Origin of the sequence: Variovorax sp. MHTC-1 (genome assembly GCF_003984645.1) — a bacterium.
Classification (GTDB): domain Bacteria; phylum Pseudomonadota; class Gammaproteobacteria; order Burkholderiales; family Burkholderiaceae_C; genus Variovorax.
In genome coordinates this window covers 609,806-628,146 of sequence record NZ_RWKI01000001.1, presented here as the reverse complement: position 1 = coordinate 628,146, position 18,341 = coordinate 609,806, and the positions used below count along the sequence as shown (strand labels likewise).

General features: G+C 68.8%; 15 protein-coding genes. 10 read left to right on the top strand and 5 right to left on the bottom strand.

What is annotated here, in order from left to right; all coding sequences use genetic code 11:
• Positions 1-101: 101 nt before the first annotated feature.
• From EJI01_RS02970 to EJI01_RS02960, 3 genes are all read left to right on the top strand, one after another.
• Complete coding sequence (locus tag EJI01_RS02970; protein ID WP_126835599.1) at positions 102-1,061, top strand: Bug family tripartite tricarboxylate transporter substrate binding protein; 960 nt, start codon at positions 102-104, stop codon at positions 1,059-1,061.
• Between the two features lie 82 nt (positions 1,062-1,143).
• On the top strand, positions 1,144-1,704 hold the full coding sequence (locus tag EJI01_RS02965; RefSeq protein ID WP_126835598.1) for a tripartite tricarboxylate transporter TctB family protein: 561 nt from the start codon (positions 1,144-1,146) through the stop codon (positions 1,702-1,704).
• Between the two features lie 81 nt (positions 1,705-1,785).
• Positions 1,786-3,306 (top strand): tripartite tricarboxylate transporter permease, encoded by a 1,521-nt coding sequence (locus EJI01_RS02960; protein WP_126835597.1) that lies wholly within the window; start codon positions 1,786-1,788, stop codon positions 3,304-3,306.
• Positions 3,307-3,562: 256 nt separating this feature from the next.
• On the opposite strand, the gene EJI01_RS02950 is transcribed toward EJI01_RS02960, so the two are convergent.
• On the bottom strand, positions 3,563-4,225 hold the full coding sequence (locus EJI01_RS02950) for a trimeric intracellular cation channel family protein (RefSeq protein ID WP_126835595.1): 663 nt from the start codon (positions 4,223-4,225) through the stop codon (positions 3,563-3,565).
• 114 nt (positions 4,226-4,339) lie between these two features.
• Between EJI01_RS02950 and EJI01_RS29570 the strand changes: the two genes are divergently transcribed.
• From EJI01_RS29570 to EJI01_RS02935, 3 genes are all read left to right on the top strand, one after another.
• Positions 4,340-5,410, top strand: a complete 1,071-nt coding sequence (locus EJI01_RS29570) for an alpha/beta fold hydrolase (RefSeq protein ID WP_126835594.1) — start codon at positions 4,340-4,342, stop codon at positions 5,408-5,410.
• A 137-nt stretch (positions 5,411-5,547) separates the two neighbouring features.
• Positions 5,548-6,501 carry a hypothetical protein gene (locus EJI01_RS02940; RefSeq protein WP_126835593.1) on the top strand — a complete coding sequence of 318 codons (954 nt, stop codon included), beginning with the start codon at positions 5,548-5,550 and terminating at the stop codon, positions 6,499-6,501.
• Positions 6,502-6,646: 145 nt separating this feature from the next.
• Complete coding sequence (locus tag EJI01_RS02935; protein ID WP_126835592.1) at positions 6,647-7,432, top strand: hypothetical protein; 786 nt, start codon at positions 6,647-6,649, stop codon at positions 7,430-7,432.
• Positions 7,433-7,471: 39 nt separating this feature from the next.
• Here the strand turns inward: EJI01_RS02935 and EJI01_RS02930 are convergent, their stop codons facing one another.
• The 4 genes from EJI01_RS02930 to EJI01_RS02915 are packed head-to-tail and all read right to left on the bottom strand — an operon-like array spanning position 7,472 to position 13,628.
• Entirely contained in the window at positions 7,472-7,837 is a 366-nt protein-coding gene (locus EJI01_RS02930) for a hypothetical protein (protein WP_126835591.1), read from the bottom strand.
• 39 nt (positions 7,838-7,876) lie between these two features.
• A complete protein-coding gene (locus EJI01_RS02925; RefSeq protein ID WP_126835590.1) occupies positions 7,877-11,002 on the bottom strand; it encodes an efflux RND transporter permease subunit in 3,126 nt (1,041 codons plus the stop codon).
• Positions 10,999-12,150: an efflux RND transporter periplasmic adaptor subunit gene (locus EJI01_RS02920; RefSeq protein ID WP_126835589.1), complete on the bottom strand. Its 1,152-nt coding sequence runs from the start codon at positions 12,148-12,150 to the stop codon at positions 10,999-11,001. The genes EJI01_RS02925 and EJI01_RS02920 overlap by 4 nt, the downstream gene beginning before the upstream one ends.
• Complete coding sequence (locus EJI01_RS02915) at positions 12,147-13,628, bottom strand: efflux transporter outer membrane subunit (protein WP_126835588.1); 1,482 nt, start codon at positions 13,626-13,628, stop codon at positions 12,147-12,149. The genes EJI01_RS02920 and EJI01_RS02915 overlap by 4 nt, the downstream gene beginning before the upstream one ends.
• A gap of 236 nt (positions 13,629-13,864) precedes the next feature.
• On the opposite strand from EJI01_RS02915, the gene EJI01_RS02910 reads away from it, so the two are divergent.
• The 4 genes from EJI01_RS02910 to EJI01_RS02895 all read left to right on the top strand — a co-directional run bounded on the left by EJI01_RS02910 (position 13,865) and on the right by EJI01_RS02895 (position 18,298).
• Positions 13,865-15,388 carry a sigma-54 interaction domain-containing protein gene (locus tag EJI01_RS02910; RefSeq protein ID WP_126835587.1) on the top strand — a complete coding sequence of 508 codons (1,524 nt, stop codon included), beginning with the start codon at positions 13,865-13,867 and terminating at the stop codon, positions 15,386-15,388.
• Between the two features lie 150 nt (positions 15,389-15,538).
• Positions 15,539-16,735, top strand: coding sequence for a substrate-binding domain-containing protein (locus EJI01_RS02905; RefSeq protein WP_126835586.1), 1,197 nt, complete (start codon positions 15,539-15,541; stop codon positions 16,733-16,735).
• A gap of 4 nt (positions 16,736-16,739) precedes the next feature.
• A complete protein-coding gene (locus tag EJI01_RS02900; protein WP_126835585.1) occupies positions 16,740-17,573 on the top strand; it encodes an ABC transporter ATP-binding protein in 834 nt (277 codons plus the stop codon).
• Positions 17,570-18,298, top strand: coding sequence for an ABC transporter ATP-binding protein (locus EJI01_RS02895; RefSeq protein ID WP_126835584.1), 729 nt, complete (start codon positions 17,570-17,572; stop codon positions 18,296-18,298). The genes EJI01_RS02900 and EJI01_RS02895 overlap by 4 nt, the downstream gene beginning before the upstream one ends.
• The last annotated feature ends 43 nt before the right edge of the window (positions 18,299-18,341 follow it).

Sequence of the window (18,341 nt, the reverse complement as noted above, 5' to 3'; positions counted from 1 at the left end):
GGCCGGAATTCGGTGTTTACCCCAGTGCACTGGACAGCCAACTGACAGCGGGGCGGCGCATCATAGCGGGCGTTCAGCATCCCAGATCCAAGGAGACATGCATGCGTCGAGATACCTTTCTGAAGTCCCTGGCCGCCCTGGCCGCCACCGGTGCCTTGCCACTCTCGGCCTGGGCCGCCCCCAACGTCAAGATGATGATCCCGGCCAATCCGGGCGGCGGTTGGGACACCACGGGGCGTGCGCTGGGCAAGGCCATGACCGACGGCAAGCTGGCCGACACGGTCACCTACGACAACAAGGGCGGCGCCGCCGGCGCGCTGGGCCTGGCCCAGTTCATCAACGGCTCCAAGGGCGATCCCAATGCGCTGATGGTGATGGGCGCCGTGATGCTGGGCGGCATCATCACCGGCAAGCCGCCGGTCAACCTCTCGCAGGCCACGCCGATCGCGCGCATCACGAGCGAATACAACGTGTTCGTGCTGCCGGCGAACTCGCCGCTGAAGACCATGAAGGACGTGGTCGAGCAGCTCAAGAAGGATCCGGGCAGCGTCAAGTGGGGCGGCGGCTCGCGCGGCTCCACCGAGCACATCGCCGCGGCCATGATCGCGCAGAAGGTGGGCGTCGATCCGTCCAAGATCAACTACGTCGCCTTCCGCGGCGGCGGCGAGGCCACGGCGGCCATCCTGGGCGGCAACGTCACGGTCGGGGGCAGCGGCTACAGCGAGTTCGCCGAGTACATCAAGACGGGGAAGATGCGCGCCATCGCCGTCACTTCCGCCACGCGCCTGCCGGGCAGCACCGTGCCGACGCTCAAGGAGCAGGGCATCGACGTCGAGATCGGCAACTGGCGCGGCGTTTACGGCGCGCCCGGCATCACGGCCGAGCAGCGCAAGGCGCTGACCGACCTGGTGCTGGCCGCGATCAAGACGCCGACCTGGAACGAGGCGATGAAGAAGAACGACTGGACGCCGGCCGTCCTGTCGGGCGAAGCCTTCGCCAAGTTCGTGGACGACGAGTTCGCGAGCCTGCGCGCGACGATGATCAAGTCCGGCATGGTCTGAGGCCGCGCGTTCGCGAAAGCGCGGGAGCGCGTCGCCCGGCGGCGTGCTCCTTTTTCCTTGACCCAACGCGAGGTCCAGAACAATGTCCAACATCGACCCCTCCTCGAGCGGAGACGCGTCGCTCGAGCCCCGATCGCCGCAACCCGCCCTCTGGCCGCAGACGCTGGTCGGCGTCGGCATCCTCCTCGTCGGCCTGGCGCTCGGCTTCGGCGCGATCGGCATCTCGTCCGAGGCCGGCTACGGCGGCGTCGGCCCCAACTTCCTGCCCTGGCTGGTATCGGTCGCGCTCACCGTGTGCGGCGCCTGGATCATCTGGGAATCGCGCACCGGCGGCTTCCGCGACATGGATGCGCCTTCGGGCGCGGTGCAGGCCTACTGGAGCGGCTTCGCCTGGGTGACGGCCGGGCTGCTGCTCAATGCAGCGCTGATCACCACCATCGGCTTCATCCTGAGCTGCACGCTGTGCTACCTGCTGGCCGTGCAAGGGCTGCGGCGCGCCAACGGCCAGGCGGCCGTCAATGCGCCGCGCACCTGGATCACCGACATCGTGACCGGCCTTCTGATCTCGGCGCCGGTGTACTGGCTCTTCACCAAGTTCCTGGCGATCAACCTGCCGGGCCTGACGACCACGGGATGGATTTGATGGGCCCCCACACTCACATTCGTTCGCTGCCCCCCGAGGGGGCGCAAGCCGCCCTTGGGTCGGCCCTTCGGGAGGCTTGACATGGACATCTTCAATGCATTGATGCAGGGCTTCGCGCTCGCGATCACGCCCGTCAACCTGCTCTGGTGCCTGGTGGGCTGCGCCCTCGGCACGGCCGTCGGCGTGCTGCCCGGCATCGGCCCGGCGGTGGCGGTGGCGATGCTGTTGCCGATCACCGGCAAGGTCGAGATCACGGCCTCGATGATCTTTTTCGCGGGCATCTACTACGGCGCCATGTACGGCGGCTCGACCACTTCCATCCTGCTCAACACGCCGGGCGAAACGGCGAGCATGGTGACGGCGATGGAAGGCAACAAGATGGCCAAGAGCGGCCGCGCGGGCGCCGCGCTGGCCACCGCCGCGATCGGCTCCTTCGTGGCCGGCAGCATCGCCACCGTGGTCGTCACGCTGTTCGCGCCTTTCGTGGCCGACTTCGCCGTCCGGCTCGGGCCGCCCGAATATTTCCTCCTGATGGTGCTGGCCTTCACGACGGTGAGCGCCGTGCTCGGCAAGAGCACGCTGCGCGGGATGACGGCGCTGTTCATCGGCCTCGCCGCCGGCTGCATCGGGCTCGACCAGATCTCCGGCCAGGGGCGCTACACCGGCGGCATTCCCGAGCTGCTCGACGGCATCGAGATCGTGCTGGTCGCGGTCGGCCTGTTCGCCGTGGCCGAGGTGCTCTACGCGGTGCTCTACGAAGGCCGCGTGGTCGAAAGCCAGAACAAGCTGAGCCGCGTGCACATGACGGGGCGTGACTGGAAGCGTTCGATCCCGGCCTGGCTGCGCGGCACGGCGATCGGCGCACCCTTCGGCTGCATCCCGGCTGGGGGCACCGAGATTCCCACCTTCCTGAGCTACGCGACGGAGAAGAAGCTCGCCAAGGACCCGGACAACAAGGCCGAGTTCGGCACCAAGGGCGCGATCGAAGGCGTGGCCGGCCCCGAAGCCGCCAACAACGCGACCGTGACGGCCGCGCTGATCCCGCTCTTGACGCTCGGCATCCCGACTTCGAACACCACCGCCATCCTGCTCGGCGCGTTCCAGAACTACGGCATCCAGCCCGGGCCGCAGCTCTTCACCACCTCTGCCGCGCTGGTGTGGGCGCTGATCGCATCGCTCTACATCGGCAACGTGATGCTGCTGGTGCTGAACCTGCCGATGGTCGGCCTGTGGGTCAAGCTGCTCAAGATTCCGAAGCCGCAGCTCTATGCGGGCATCCTGATCTTCGCGACCGTGGGTGCCTACGGCATGCGCCAGAGCGCCTTCGACCTGGTGCTGCTCTACGTCATCGGCGTGATCGGCGTTCTCATGCGGCGCTTCGATTTCCCGACCGCGCCGGTGGTGGTCGGCATGATCCTGGGGCCGCTCGCCGAAGCGCAGCTGCGCAACGCGATGTCGATCGGCGAGGGTAGCGCGGCGGTGTTCTTCCAGCGGCCGATGTCGATCACGCTGGTCCTGGTCGTGCTGGCCGTGCTCATCCTTCCGCGTGCGGCCAAGGCGATGTCGGATCGCAAGGGGCGGCGCGCGGGCGCTGCGGCCTGAAGCTACTCTGAAGCGATCGGCCTCGGAAGAATTCATCAGATTCTCCGCGGCACTCTCCCCGCAGAATCGCGCCCTGCCGCGCGCTTGAGCTTCTTCTTCGCGCGACGGCGCAGGGAGAAGAACAATGAACAAGCGATTGCATCGCGTGGTGTTCAATGCCGCGCGCGGGCTGCAGCGTCCACGACCGTGCCTTCCAGGGAAAGGTGCCCCGAGAGTTGAACCTGTCGCCTCGAAGAAGCATTGACCCGATGAAGCCCTATTCGCGCTCCCCTGGCTGCCAGGCCGGCAGCGTCCACCCGAGGACGATCGCCAGCACCCGCAAGAGCGTCGCCGTTGCCGCCGCGGCCACCAGCCCGATCCATTGCGGCGCGCCCTGCGTGTGGGCCAGGACCACCACCCACGCGCCTGCAAAAGAGCACACCGCGTAGGGCTGATGGTCGCGAAAGGCGCGCGGGATTTCGTTGCAGACGATGTCGCGCAGCACGCCGCCGAACACCGCGGTCACCATGCCCATGAGCACGGCCACGATGGGAGGCATCGAGGCGTCGAGCGCGATCTGCGTACCACCGGCGGTGAAGAGCCCCAGGCCCAGCGCGTCGGGCCACTGCATGGCGCGCTCGGTGAGCGCGAAGTGCCGCGCGCGCAGGAAGAACATCGCGGCCACGCACAGCGCCAGCAGCAGCCAGAGCCAGACCGCGTGCTCGACCCAGAAGAAGGGGCGCCGGTCCATCAGGATGTCGCGCAGCGTGCCGCCGCCGAAGGCCGCCAGGCCGGCCACCACGCATACGCCGACGGCGTCGAGCCGCTTGCGCGCGGCCGCGATCAGGCCCGAGAGCGCAAAGGCGACGGTAGCGGCAGCCTCGATCGCGATCTGCGCGTTGGACAGCGACCAGACATTGGACAGCGGCAGGCTCTGCATGGTGGATCGATCCCGAAGTGGGTAGACCGCATGGTAGAGCGGCGCGGCTGACAGACCGATCCCGCCATGGCACCATAGCTCTCCGCTGGCACCTGCCCAGCCGGGGGTGACGCGATGCCGCTGAAACAGCAGATCCGCTTCTGCACCGCGCCCGACGGCGTGCGGATCGCCTACGCGACGAGCGGCAAGGGGCCGCCGCTGCTGAAGGTCGGCAACTGGCTCTCGCACCTCGAGTTCGATCTCACCAGCCCGGTGTGGGGCCACGTGCTGGAGATGCTGTCGTCCCACAACACGCTGGTGCGCTACGACCAGCGCGGCACCGGCCTGTCGGACCGCGAGGTCGAGCAGGTGAGCTTCGAGCTCTGGCTGCGCGACCTTGAGACCGTGATCGATGCCGCTGGTCTCGAACGCTTCCCCATGCTCGCGATCTCCCAGGGCGTCAGCCTCGCCATCGCCTACACGGCGCGCCATCCCGAGCGGGTGAGCGGCCTGGTGCTGCAGGGCGGCTATGCGCGCGGGCGCCGCAAGCGCGGCGGTGGCCGGGTGCTCGACGAGGAATCCGAAACCCAGGCCAAGCTGATGGAGATCGGCTGGGGCCGCGCCGACACGGCTTTCCGCCAGTTCTTCACGAGCCAGTTTCTGCCTGGTGGAACGCCCGAGCAGCACCAGTGGTTCAACGAGCTGGCGCGGGTGTCGACCTCGCCCGCCAATGCGGCGCGCACCTTGCGCGTGTTCGACAGCATCGACGTGTCGGACCTGCTGCCGCAGGTGCACTGCCCGACGCTGGTGCTGCATGCCACCGGCGATCTGCGCGTGCCTTTCGACGAGGGCCGCTTCATCGCGGGCGGCATCGCGCAAGCCCGCTTCGTTCCGCTGCACAGCGTCCACCACCTGATGCTCGCGCAGGACGAGGTCTGGCCGCGCTGGGTCGAGGAGGTGCGGGATTTCCTCGCCCATGCAGGACCAGCGGCGGACGACCCGGCGCTCGCGCGCCTGACCGTGCGCGAGCGCGAGGTACTGGAACTCATCGCGCAGGGCCGCGACAACGCCCAGGTGGCGGCGGCACTGCAGCTCAGCGAGAAGACGGTGCGCAATCACATCACCAGCATCTTCGCCAAGCTCGAAGTCGAGAACCGGCCGCAGGCCATCGTGCTGGCGCGCAACGCCGGCTTGGGCCGCGGCTGAGCCGACCCCGGACCGTGGCCCCAGGCTTTGCGCGCCGCGCCGCCTTGCGAATGCGCTTTCCGGGACCGCGGCCTCATGGCTGCGAACGGTGCTTCCTCGAACAATGACCTCACCCCAACGAGTCGAAGGAATCCGCCATGCAGTCCGCACAAGCCATGCCGTCCGCGGCAACAGTCTCCCCGCGCTATGCCCGCTGCATCGAGAACTCGAAGCGCATCCGCTGGGACATCGATCGCGATGTGATTCGCCAGCGCGAATTCGGCGCTGCCGACAAGTTCCTGCCCGACGGGATGACGCTGCTGGAGGAGCGCCTCGCTTTCCTGAGCCCCGGCGAGCGGCGTTTCCTGAACCGCATCCAGGGCCGCACCTACGCCAACATGTTCGGCCTGATCGAGCGCTTCATCGGCGCCAAGATGCTCGAAGTGAGCCGCGACCATTGGCTCGGCGACCAGGTGGCGCTGGAGGCGCTGGTGCGCTTCACCGACGAGGAGCTCAAGCACCAGGAGCTGTTCCGCCGCATCGAGGGCCTGGCCGCGCGCTGCATGCCCGCCGGCTACCTGTTCGTGCCCGAGCCCAACACGGTGGCGCAGCTCGTGCTCGGCAAGTCGACCTGGGCCGTGCTTGCGCTGACCTGCGACGTGGAGCTCGTCACGCAGGTGCACTACCGCGAGAGCATCGCCGTCGATGCCGAGATCTCGCCGCTTTTCAAGGACGTGTTCCTCTTCCACTGGAAGGAGGAGTCGCAGCATGCCGTGCTCGACGAACTCGAGTGGCAGCGCGAGGACGCGAAGCTGACGCCGGAAGAACGCGATGCGGCCGTCGACGATCTCATCGCGCTGGTGGCCGGCGTCGACGGCCTGCTGCAGTTGCAGGCGCAAGCCGATTGCACCTACTTCGTGGCCAACAAGCCGCAGGCCGGCGTGCTGGACGCGGCCGAGGTGGAGGCGGTCCGCAACGCGCTGCTCGCGGCCTACCGTTGGCAGTACATCCATTCGGGCGTGGCGCAGGCGCGCTTCGGCGAGTTGCTCGGGGGGCTGATCACGCCGCCGCAGGGGCAGCGCATCCAGGTGGCGCTCGCGGGGCTGCAATGAACGCGGCTCCGCCGCCTCCGCGCGGCTGAACTGCATCGCGAGGCGAGGCAGGTCGTATTCCTACGCAGCTTGCGGTACGCGCCGACACAAGGGCGCGCGCCGCGTCCTACGGTGAAGCTCTCGGCAGTTCACTCAGGAGATGCACATGTACCCACGCGATGACGATGATGAAGCGCGGCGCCGGGGTTCCTATGGCGGAGGCCGCGACTGGCGCAACGAGGACGAGCGGCGCAGCGGCTACCAGGGCCGCGGGCAGCAGGAGGCTTTCCAGGGCCGCTCTGGGCAGATGGGCGGCTACGAGCCCTATGAGCAAGGCTATGGCCGCGGCGCTGGCGGCGCCGACTTCGGCAGCGGCGAAACCGGCGCCTGGCGCGGCGAGGAGCAACGCGGCTACGAGCGTTCGCGCGGCAGCGCCTCCGGCCGCGGCTACCAGGGCCGCGACAGCTGGCGCACCCATTCGGACGAGCAGCGCTATGGCGGCTTCGAGCGCGGCCCGAGCGGCGGCGCCGGCGGCAGCTTCATGAGCGACTACGGCGGCGGACAGCAGGACCAATGGTCCGGCTCCGCCCTGCCACGGCATACGGGAACGGCCTACGGGCGCGGCGGCGTCGACTATGGCGAGGGCCGCGGGCAGCAGGGTCAGTGGGACCCCGACTACCACCAGTGGCGCAGCGAGCAGCTGCGGCGCCTGGACGAAGACTACGAAGCGTTCCGAAAGGAGCGCTACAGCAAGTTCTCCGAGGAGTTCAATACCTGGCGAGCGAATCGCGCAAGCCAGTCGCCGGCAGCCGGCCCGGGCGCGACGAGCGGCCCGGACGCGACGAGCGGCACGGGCGGCACAGGCAGCGCCTCGCCGTCCTCGCGCGTCGCCGCCTCATCGTCCACGGCGAGCAGCGGCGGCAAGTCCTCCGAGACCAAGCAGCAGGGCTGAGCGAGCCCTGAGTGCGGTGCCCGGATCGCGGCGCGCTCTCTAGCGCGAAGCGGGTCGATCGGCCGGCAACACGATGGTGGCGCGGCCATCGCGCGACGGAACCGCATCGGAGCCGCTCGATGGCGGCGGCGCGCCGGCCGGAGTGACGATCGTGGCACGGCCGTCCGCGGAAGGCACCGTGACCTGGGCGGGCGGGCCACCGAGGGCGCGGTCCAGCGCATTGCCGGCGGCGCGGATGCAGGCCTCGCGCGCTGGCGCTGCCAGTGTGCCGCTGTTGCAGGCGGCCACCTCGCGCTCGTAGCGTTGCCGGGCGTGCACTTCCTGTGCCGGCTGGGCGCTGGCGGCCGCGGCTGCCGCCAGCAGGGCCACACACAACATCGCGCCGGGGATGCGGATCGGGTTCATGGCTTGCCTCCGTGGAAGGTCACGAGGCCCCATGCTGCCTCAGTTCGGCGCCGGCTGCTGCTTGAGCGGAGGCGCCCCTTCCGGCGCATCGGCCGGGTCGGGCGCCCGGCCGCGGATGCGCGCGACCGTGCGCTTGATCCAGTGCTCGATGTCGTCGATGTAGGTAAACACCGCCGGCACCACCAGCAGGCTCAGGATCGTCGAGGTGATCAGGCCGCCGATCACCGCCATCGCCATCGGCGCGCGGAAGCTGGAGTCGGCCGCGCTCCAGCCGAAGGCGATCGGCGCCATGCCGGCGCCCATGGCCAGCGTGGTCATGATGATCGGCCGCGCGCGCTTGTGGCAGGCGTCGCGCAATGCGTCCCAGCGGCTCATGCCGTGGTCGCGGCGCGCGACGATCGCGTACTCGACCAGCAGGATCGAGTTCTTGGTCGCCACGCCCATCAGCATGATGAAGCCGATCATCGAAGGCATCGAGAGCGGCTTCTGCCCGATCAGGAGGCCGAGGAAGGCGCCGCCGAGCGCCAGCGGCAGCGCGCACAGGATGGTGACCGGGTGCAGGAAGTCCTTGAACAGCAGCACCAGCACGATGTAGATGCACAGCACGCCGGTGAGCATCGCGAGGCCGAAGCTCGCGAACAGCTCGCTCATCATCTCGGCATCGCCGACCTCGGCCACCCGCACGCCCGGCGGCAGGTTCTGGATCGAGGGCAGCTTCATCGCCGCGGTCTTGGCGTCGCCCAGGCCGACGCCCGAGAGCTCGATTTCGAAGTTGACGTTGCGCGAGCGGTCGTAGCGGTCGATCACGGCCGGGCCGCCTTCCATGGTCAGCGTCGCGACCTGGCCGAGCATCACGGGGCCGTTCGTGCCGGGCACGCTGAGCCGTTCGAGCAGCGCCAGGTTCTCGCGCGCCGAGTCCTCGAGCTTGACCACGATCGGCACCTGGCGCTGCGCCAGGTTGAGCTTGGGCAGCGCCTGGTCGTAGTCGCCCAGCGTCGCGACCCGCAGCGTCTCGGCGATGGCCGAGCTGGTGACGCCCAGGTCGGCGGCGCGCGCGAAGTTCGGGCGCACCGCGATCTCGGGCCGGATCAGGCTCGCGGTGGACGTGATGTTGCCCAGGCCGGGGATGGTGCGCAGGTCTTTCTCGACCGCGCGCGCCGCGCTCGTCAGCGCCGCCGGGTCTTCGCCGGTCAGCACCAGGATGTATTTCTCGCCCGAGCCGCCCAGGCCCACGGTGCTGCGCACGCCGGGCAGAGTTTCGAGCGCCTTGCGGATCTCGTTCTCGATGCCCTGCTTGCGCGGCCGGTCGCCGCGTTCCGCCAGCTTGATGGTGAGCGTGGCCTTGCGCGTCTCCGGCGTGCCGAAGTTGGCGAAGGGATCGCCGCCCGCGCTGCCGCCGCCCACGGTGGTGTAGACGCTCTTCACGTGCTCGACCGCCATCACGCGCTGCCGCGTCTCCTCGGCCATGGCCATGGTCTGGGCCAGCGTGGCGCCCGGCGGGAGCGATAGGTAGACCTGCGTCTGCGAGTTGTCGTCGGGCGGGATGAAGCCGGTCTTGAGCAGCGGGATCATCGCCACCGAGCCGAAGAAGAAGAGGGTGGCCAGCACCATGGTGGTGAAGCGGTGCCTGAGGCTGCGCTCGGCCAGCCGCATGTAGAAGGCGAGCCAGCGCGGCTCCTTCTCGGCGCCGACGAGGGGCTTCAGGATGTAGGCCGCCATCATCGGCGTGAGCATCCGCGCCACCACCAGCGAGGCGAACACCGCGAGCGATGCGGTCCAGCCGAACTGCTTGAAGAACTTGCCGGCCACGCCGCTCATGAAAGCGGTGGGCAGGAATACCGCGATCAGCGTGAAGGTGGTGGCGATCACCGCCAGTCCGATCTCGTCGGCCGCCTCCATTGCCGCCTGGTAGGGACTCTTGCCCATGCGCAGGTGGCGCACGATGTTCTCGACCTCCACGATCGCATCGTCCACCAGGATGCCGACCACCAGCGAGAGCGCCAGGAGCGTCACCACGTTGATCGAGAAGCCCAGCATGTACATGCCGATGAAGGCCGGGATCGCCGACATCGGCAGCGCGACGGCCGAGACGAAGGTGGCGCGCCAGTCGCGCAGGAACAGCCACACCACGAGCACCGCGAGGATGGCGCCTTCGTACAGCAGGTGCAGCGAGCCGTCGTACTCCTCCTGCACCGGCTCGACGAAGTTGAAGGCCTCGGTGAGCGCGATGTCCGGATGCTGCGCGCGCAGCTCGGCCAGCGCCTTCTGCACCGCGCCGCCGACCTCGACCTCGCTCGCCCCGCGGCTGCGCGCGACCTCGAAGCCGACCACCGGCTTGCCGTCCAGCAGCGCGGCGGCGCGCGGCTCGGCGATGGTGTCGGACACGCGCGCCACCTGGTCGAGCCGGATGCGGCGGCCGTCCGAGAGCGGGATCTGCATGTCCGCCAGCTCGTCGGCCGAACGCACCGTCGCCAGCGTGCGCACCGGCTGCTCGCTGCCGCCGAGATCGGCGCGGCCGCCGGCGCTTTCGGTCTGCACCTGGCGCAGCTGGCGCGAGATGTCGGACGCGGTCGCGCCCAGCGCCTGCAGCTTGGCCGGATCGAGGTCGACATGCACCTGGCGCGTGACGCCGCCGACCCGGTTGACTGCGCCGACTCCGCTGATGGCGAGCAGCTTCTTGGTCACCGTGTCGTCGACGAACCAGGAGAGCTCCTGCGGGTCCATGCGCGTCGAAGCGATGGTGAAGGCCAGCACGGGCTGGGCCGCGAAGTCCAGCTTGTTGATCACCGGATCGCGCACATCGGCGGGCAGGTCGGCGCGCACCTTCTGCACGGCCGAGCGCACGTCGTCGACCGCTTCCTGCACCGGCTTCTCGAGCCGGAATTCGACGATCAGCGTGGCCGCGCCGTCCTGCACCTTGGTCGTGATGTGCTTCAAGCCCTGCACGGTGGCGATCGAGTTCTCGAGCTTGCGCGCCACGTCGGTCTCGAGCTGCGAGGGCGCGGCGCCCGGCAGCGAGGCCGAGACGGTGACTGTCGGCAGGTCGATGTCGGGGAAGTTCTGCACCTTCATCGCGTTGAAGGACAGCATGCCGGCGAAGGTGAGCAGCACGAACAGCATCACCGCCGGAATCGGATTGCGGATGGACCAGGCCGAGACGTTCATGGACGCTGCTCCTTGTTCGGCAAGGCGTCCACCACCCGCACCAGGTCGCCGTCGTTCAGGAAGCCGGCGCCCTGCACCACGACGCGCGCATCGGGCGGCAGCTTGGTCGTGATCTCGACGCGGTCGCCGACGCGGCGTCCGGTCTCGACCTTGAGCTGCGCGACGCGGCTGTCCGGCTGCAGCAGGAGCAGGTGGTTGAAGCCATCACGCGGAACGATCGCGGCCTGCGGCACGGTGAGCGCACTGCTGCGGCCGAGTTGGAAGTCGCCGCGCGCGAACATGCCGGCCTTGATGCCGGTGTTCGCCGTCACGTTGGGGATGTCGACGTACACCAGCGCCGCGCGGGTCTGCGGATCGACCGTCGGCGCGATGCTGCGCACCTTGCCGTTGACCTGGGCGCCGCTGGCGCTGATCACGACGGCCGGCGTGCCGACCGCGACCCGGCTCAGCTCGGCCGAGGTCACCTCGGCGCGCCATTCGAGCCGACCCTGGCGGATCAGCCGGAACAGCTCCGTGCCGGCGCTCAGCACGCTGCCCACCGTGGCGGTGCGCGAGGAGATCACGCCATCGTCGGGCGCCAGCACCTGCGTGTTGCGGCCGCGCACTTGCTGTGCCGCGAGCACCGCCTCGGCGGCCGCGACGCGCGCCTTGGCCGTCTGCTCGGCGGTCTGGTACTGGTTGATCTGCTGCTGGCTCAGCGCGCCGGTGGCCTGCAGCGTGCGCGCCCGCGCGGCGTTGCCCGCGGCGTCGGCGGCGGTGGCCTTGGCTTCTGCCAGCGAGGCGCGTGCCTGCGCGACGTCGGCCTGCACGGTCTCCTGCGAGAAGGTCGCGAGCACCTGGCCCTTCTTGACCACGTCGCCGACATTGACGCGCACCTCGGCCAGGCGCAGGCCGTTGGATTCGGAGCCGATGCTGGCTTCCTGCCAGGCGGCGACATTGCCGTTGGCCGCGAGCGTGACGGTGAGCTCGCTGCTCTCGGGCTTGGCGACGGTCACGGTCAGCGCCGGCTTTGCCTGGGCCGCCGCATCCTTCGGCTTGGCCGTGCCTTCGGCCGGCTCGCCGCGCGAGAACATGAACGCGGCGGCCGCGATGAGCAGCACGAGAACGGCGAGCACGATGACGAGGGTGGAACGCTTCATTCTTTTCATGATGGGGTTGCCTCGGTCTTTGAGGTCGTCGTTGTCGTGGTCGATCCGGGTCGGGTCCAGCCGCCGCCCATCGAGCGATAGAGCGCCACCCAGGCCTCGGCGCGCTCGCGCTGCAGCGAGACGCGCGCGGTCTGCGCCGCGAACAGCGTGCGCCGCGAATCCTCGAGTTCGAACAGGCTGGCCAGCCCGCTCTGGTAGCGCGCGCTGGTGGCGTCGAAGGAGGCCTGGTAGCTCTGCACCGCCGCATCGGCATCGCCGGCGCGCGCGTCGGTGCTCTGCAGGTTGATCAGCGCTTCCTCGACCTCGCGCACCGCCTGGCGCACGCTGGAGCGGTAGAGCGCGACGGCTTCGTCGTAGCGCGCCCGTGCCGCATCGACATTGGCCGCGAGCGTGCCGCCGTCGAAGATCGGCACGCTGAGCGCGACCGGGCCGATGGTCCAGCTGTCCATCGTCTCGCGGATGCCGCTGGTGCGGATCTGGAGCCGGCCGATCGAGCCCTGCAGCGTGAGGCGCGGGAAGCGCTGCGCCAGCGCCGCACCGGCGTCGGCGCTCGCCGCGGCGACGCCGAGTTCCGCCGAATAGACGTCGGGCCGCTGCGCGAGCGCCTCGGCCGGCACGCTGGCGACGGTCTGGACTTCCGGCAGCGGGCGATCGACCGGCGCGGCATCGAGCTTGGCCTGCAGCGTGCGCGCATCGATGCCGGCGAGCGACACCAGCGCCTGCTGCAGCAGCGCGCACTGCGCCCGCTGCTGCGTGAGGCGTGCCGACGCATCGGAGGCGCCGGCACGCGCGAGCGCGGCCTCGGCCGGCGCGGTGAAGCCGGCACGCATCGACAGGTCGGTCAGGCGCGCGGTTTCTGCCCGCGACTGCGTGTCCGACGTGGCCACCGCGAGCTGGCGCCGGCAGGCGCGTTCGCTTAGGTAGGTAGTCGCGGTCTCGGCCGCGACCGAGACCCTTGCCTCGTGCCATTTGGCATCGGCGCCCGCCAGCCGGGCCTGGCTGGCGTCGCGGCTGGCGCGCAGGCCGCCGAACAGGTCGATCTCCCAACTCGATTGCAGGCCGGCCTGGATCGTCGTGATCGGCGGAATTCCGGTGAGACCAGTGCCGGTGCCCGTGCCCGTTCCGCCGAACCCGCTGGTGGGCGAGTTGCCGCGGCTGGCCGATACGTTGCCGGTGAGATTCGGCGCCAGGGCCGCGCCTGCGGACACGCGCGTCGCCCGCGCCTCCGCGATGCGCGCGGCCGCGCTGGCCACGCTGGGACTGGCGGCCTGGGCCGCATCGATCAGCTCGGCCAGCAGCGGATCGTCGAGCTGGCGCCACCAGTCGGCCAGCACGGGCAGCGAGCCGCCATGGGGCAGGGGCGTGTGCCATTGCGCGGGCGTCGGCGCAGTCACCTGCTCGGGCGGACGCGGCAGCGCGCAGGCCGACAGCAGCAGGGGAAGCGCGAGCCAGAGCGCGGGAAGCCGGGAGTTCCTCATGAGAAAAGCATTCCGCAAAAGTGGCGTGGCTGGCGAACCGATCGTTCGCCGCTGGGCCGGGATGCAGCCGGGTGGGCCGTGCAAGGCGCGCAGCATAGCAAGTCTGCGCGCCTCGAGAACCATTGCCCTTACTGCATTTCGAAAAACCTCGCATCCTAACCAAGTGCTAAGAATTCATTGATGCCGAACGCGGCAACCATTGATGCGCCGCAGGATGCGCGCGCTACGATCCGGCCATGTCCGCTGCCACCGCGCCAACGCCCGCACTGCCGCTCGATGCCGATGGCATCCTCGCGCTCGCCGCGCGCTCGATGTTCCATCTGTTCTCCAGCATCAGCCAGGGGATGTTCCTGGTCGACCGCGGCGGCCGCATCGTCTGGGTCAACGAGGGTTACGGGCGCTTCCTGCCGGCGCTGGGCTTCTCGTCTATCGACCAGTTCCTCGGCCACCAGGTGGAGGACGTGATCCCCAACACGCTGATGCGCCGCGTGCTCGAGACCGGCGAGCCGATCCTGATCGACCTGCTCACCAACAAGGCCGGCACCTTCGTCGTCAGCCGCATTCCGCTGCGCGAGGAGGGCGAGGGCGGCGCGGCCGGCGCGGTCATCGGTGCGATCGGCATCGTGCTGTTCGACCATCCGGAAGACACGCTGAAGCCGCTCATCAGCAAGTTCGCGCTGCTGCAGCGCGACCTCGACGATGCGCGGCGCGAGCTCGCGAGCCAGCGCAACAACCCGCTCTACCAGCAGTCGGCCGACGGCCTGCGCCGGTCCAAGTACACCTTCGCCAGCTTCATCGGCTCGAGCGCTGCTGCGGTGGAGGTCAAGCGCCATGCGCGGCGTGCGGCGCAGTCGTCCAGCCCGGTCCTTCTCCTGGGCGAAACCGGCACCGGCAAGGAGCTGCTCGCGCATGCGATCCATGCGGCCTCGGCGCGCGCACAGAAGCTCTTCGTGAGCGTGAACATCGCGGCCGTGCCCGACACGCTGCTGGAGGCCGAGTTCTTCGGCGTCGCGCCCGGCGCCTATACCGGCGCCGACCGCAAGGCGCGCGAGGGCAAGTTCAAGCTGGCCGACGGCGGTACGCTGTTCCTCGACGAGATCGGCGACATGCCGCTCGGCCTGCAGGCCAAGCTGCTGCGCGCGCTGCAGGAGGGCGAGATCGAACCGCTGGGCTCGAACAAGCTGGTGCCGTTCGATGCGCGCGTGATCGCGGCCACCTCGCGCGACCTGGCGCTGTTGGTGCGGGAGGGGCGCTTTCGCGAAGATCTTTTCTACCGGCTCAATGTGCTGCCGGTGCGCGTGCCGCCGTTGCGCGAGCGGCGCGCCGACATTCCGGCGCTGGTCGAGGCGCTGGGCGAGGACATGGCGCTGCGCAGCGGCGAGGCGCCGCCCGAGCTCACGCCCGATGCGCTGGCGCTGCTGGCCGCGCAGCACTGGCGCGGCAACATCCGCGAGCTGCGCAACGTGCTGGAGCAGGTGACCATGCGCAGCGATTCGCAGCGCATCGACGCGGCGCAACTCGAACGCATCCTGCGCGAGACCGGGCAGGAAAAGATCGCGGCGCCCGATGCGCTGCCGGCAACCTCCGAAGCCGACGACGGCAAGGCGCTGCTGCGGCCGCTCGCGCAGCAGATCGCGGAGCTGGAGCGCCGGGCCATCGCCGCCGCGATGGCCGAGACCGGGGGCAACAAGCTGGCGGCGTCCCGGCTGCTCGGCATCTCGCGCGCGACGCTCTATGAACGTCTGGAAAACCCTGACTGAAAAACGTACAACTGTCTGAAACCAAGGCAAATTGAGTGTCTTGATTTCGGACTTCGCGTCGAGCTTCCAAGGGAAAGTCCTTTGCCAACAAGGCGATCGGGACTGGCATGAACTGTGCAATATTCAGTCATCCCAAATAGGAGACAAAGAATGCACCGTCGTCACATCGTCGCCATCGCGGCGCTCGCCACCCTGGGCGCTTCCGCCCTCACGACACCGGCCTGGGCCCAGTCGAACGAGATCAAGATCGCCCATATCTACAGCAAGACCGGTCCGCTCGAGGCCTACGGCAAGCAGACCCAGACCGGCTTCATGATGGGCCTCGAATACGCCACCGGCGGCACCATGGCCGTCAACGGCAAGAAGCTCGTCGTGATCGAGAAGGACGACCAAGGCAAGCCCGACCTCGGCAAGTCGCTGCTGGCAGCGGCCTATGCCGACGACAAGGCGGCGCTCGCGGTCGGCCCGACGTCGTCCGGCGTCGCGCTGGCGATGCTGCCGGTGGCGGAGGAATACAAGAAGATCCTGCTGGTCGAGCCCGCGGTGGCCGACTCGATCACCGGCGACAAGTGGAACAAGTACATCTTCCGCACCGGCCGCAACTCGAGCCAGGATGCGATCAGCAATGCGGTGGCGCTCGACAAGCCCGGCGTCAGCATCGCCACGCTGGCGCAGGACTATGCCTTCGGCCGCGACGGCGTGAAGGCCTTCAAGGATTCGGTCAAGAAGGCCAAGGTCGTTCATGAAGAGTACCTGCCGCAGAACACTACCGACTTCACGGCCGGCGCCCAGCGCCTGATCGACAAGCTCAAGGATCTGCCGGGCCGCAAGGTGATCTGGATCGTGTGGGCCGGCGCCGGCAATCCGTTCAAGATCGCCGACCTCGACCTCAAGCGCTACGGCATCGAGATCGCCACCGGCGGCAACATCCTGCCGGCCATGGCCAGCTACAAGCAGTTCCCGGGCATGGAAGGCGCGACCTATTACTACTTCGGCATCCCGAAGAATCCGGTGAACGAGGCGCTGGTCGCGGCCCACTACAAGCAGTTCAAGACGCCGCCGGACTTCTTCACGGCCGGCGGCTTCTCGGCCGCGATGGCGGTGGTGACGGCGCTCAAGAAGACGGGCGGCGACACCAACACCAACAAGCTGATCTCGACCATGGAAGGCATGAGCTTCGACACGCCCAAGGGCCCGATGACCTTCCGCAAGGAAGACCACCAGGCACTGCAGAGCATGTACCACTTCAAGATCAAGGCCGACCCGGCGTTTGCCTGGGGCGTGCCGGAACTGGTGCACGAGATCAAGGCGTCCGAGATGGACATCCCGATCAAAAACAAACGCTGAACCGATGCTCGAAACGCGCGGGCTCACCGTCCGTTTCGGAGGCCACGTCGCCGTCAACGATGTCAGTTGCAGCTTCGCACCTGGCACGCTGACCGCGATCGTCGGCCCGAACGGCGCGGGCAAGACCACCTACTTCAACCTGATCTCGGGTCAGCTCAAGGCCACGGCCGGGACCGTGTCGCTCGATGGGCAACTGCTCTCCGGACAGAGCGCCTCGGCGCGGACGCGGGCCGGCCTCGGGCGGGCCTTCCAGTTGACGAATCTCTTTCCCAATCTCACGGTGCTGGAGAACGTGCGGCTCGCGGTGCAGGCCGCGCGCGAAGGCGCGCACCGGCGCGGGCTCAACCTCTGGAGCATCTGGAGCGACCATCGCGCGCTGACCGAGCGCGCCGACCAGATCCTGGCCGAGGTCGCGCTCAAGGCGAAGGAGCACGCGACGGTCGCGAGCCTGCCGCACGGCGACCAGCGCAAGCTCGAAGTGGCGCTCCTGATGGCGCTCGAACCGAAGGTCTTCATGTTCGACGAACCGACGGCCGGCATGCATGCGGCCGAAGCGCCGGTGATCCTGAATCTGATCCGCGCGCTCAAAAAGGACAGGACGAAAACCATCCTCCTGGTCGAGCACAAGATGGACGTGGTGCGCGAGCTCGCGGACCGCATCATCGTGCTGCACAACGGGCAGCTGGTGGCCGACGGCGAGCCGTCGGAGGTGATCGCTTCGCCGATCGTGCAGGAGGCTTACCTCGGCTTGCCTGCGGCTGGCGCCGAGGACGCTTCGCGGCATGCGACCGCCCCCATCCCGGCCTTTCCCCGCGCGGGGGAAGGAGCGACACCATGAGCCATCCAGCATTGTTGCAACTCGAAGGCGTGCATACCCACATCGGCGCCTATCACATCCTCCACGGCGTAGACCTTGCGGTGCCCCGCGGCCAGCTCACGATGCTGCTGGGCCGCAACGGCGCCGGCAAGACCACCACGCTCAGAACCATCATGGGCCTGTGGCATGCGTCCGATGGGCGCGTGCGCTTCGGCGACCAGGACATCACGGCCTTGCATACGCCGCAGATCGCCGGGCTCGGCATCGCCTACGTGCCCGAGAACATGGGCATCTTCTCGGACCTCACGGTCAGGGAGAACATGCTGCTCGCGGCACGCGCGGCCAAGAATGCCGAGCAGATGGACGATGCGCGCTTGAAGTGGATCTTCAAGCTGTTCCCCGCGGTGGAGAAGTTCTGGAGCCATCCGGCCGGCAAGCTCTCGGGCGGCCAGAAGCAGATGCTCGCGGTGGCCCGCTCGATCGTCGAGCCGCGCGAGCTGCTGATCATCGACGAGCCGAGCAAGGGCCTCGCGCCGGCCATCATCAACAACATGATCGACGCCTTCAGCGAGCTCAAGCGAAGCGGCGTCACCATTCTCCTGGTCGAGCAGAACATCAACTTCGCGCAGCGCCTCGGCGACACAGTGGCCGTGATGGACAACGGCCGCGTGGTGCACAGCGGCACGATGGCGGCGTTCTCGGCCGATGAAGAGTTGCAGCATTCGCTGCTGGGGCTGGCACTATGAGCGCCGCGCCGGGCCACCCCAAGCAAGCTCGCGCCCCCTCGGG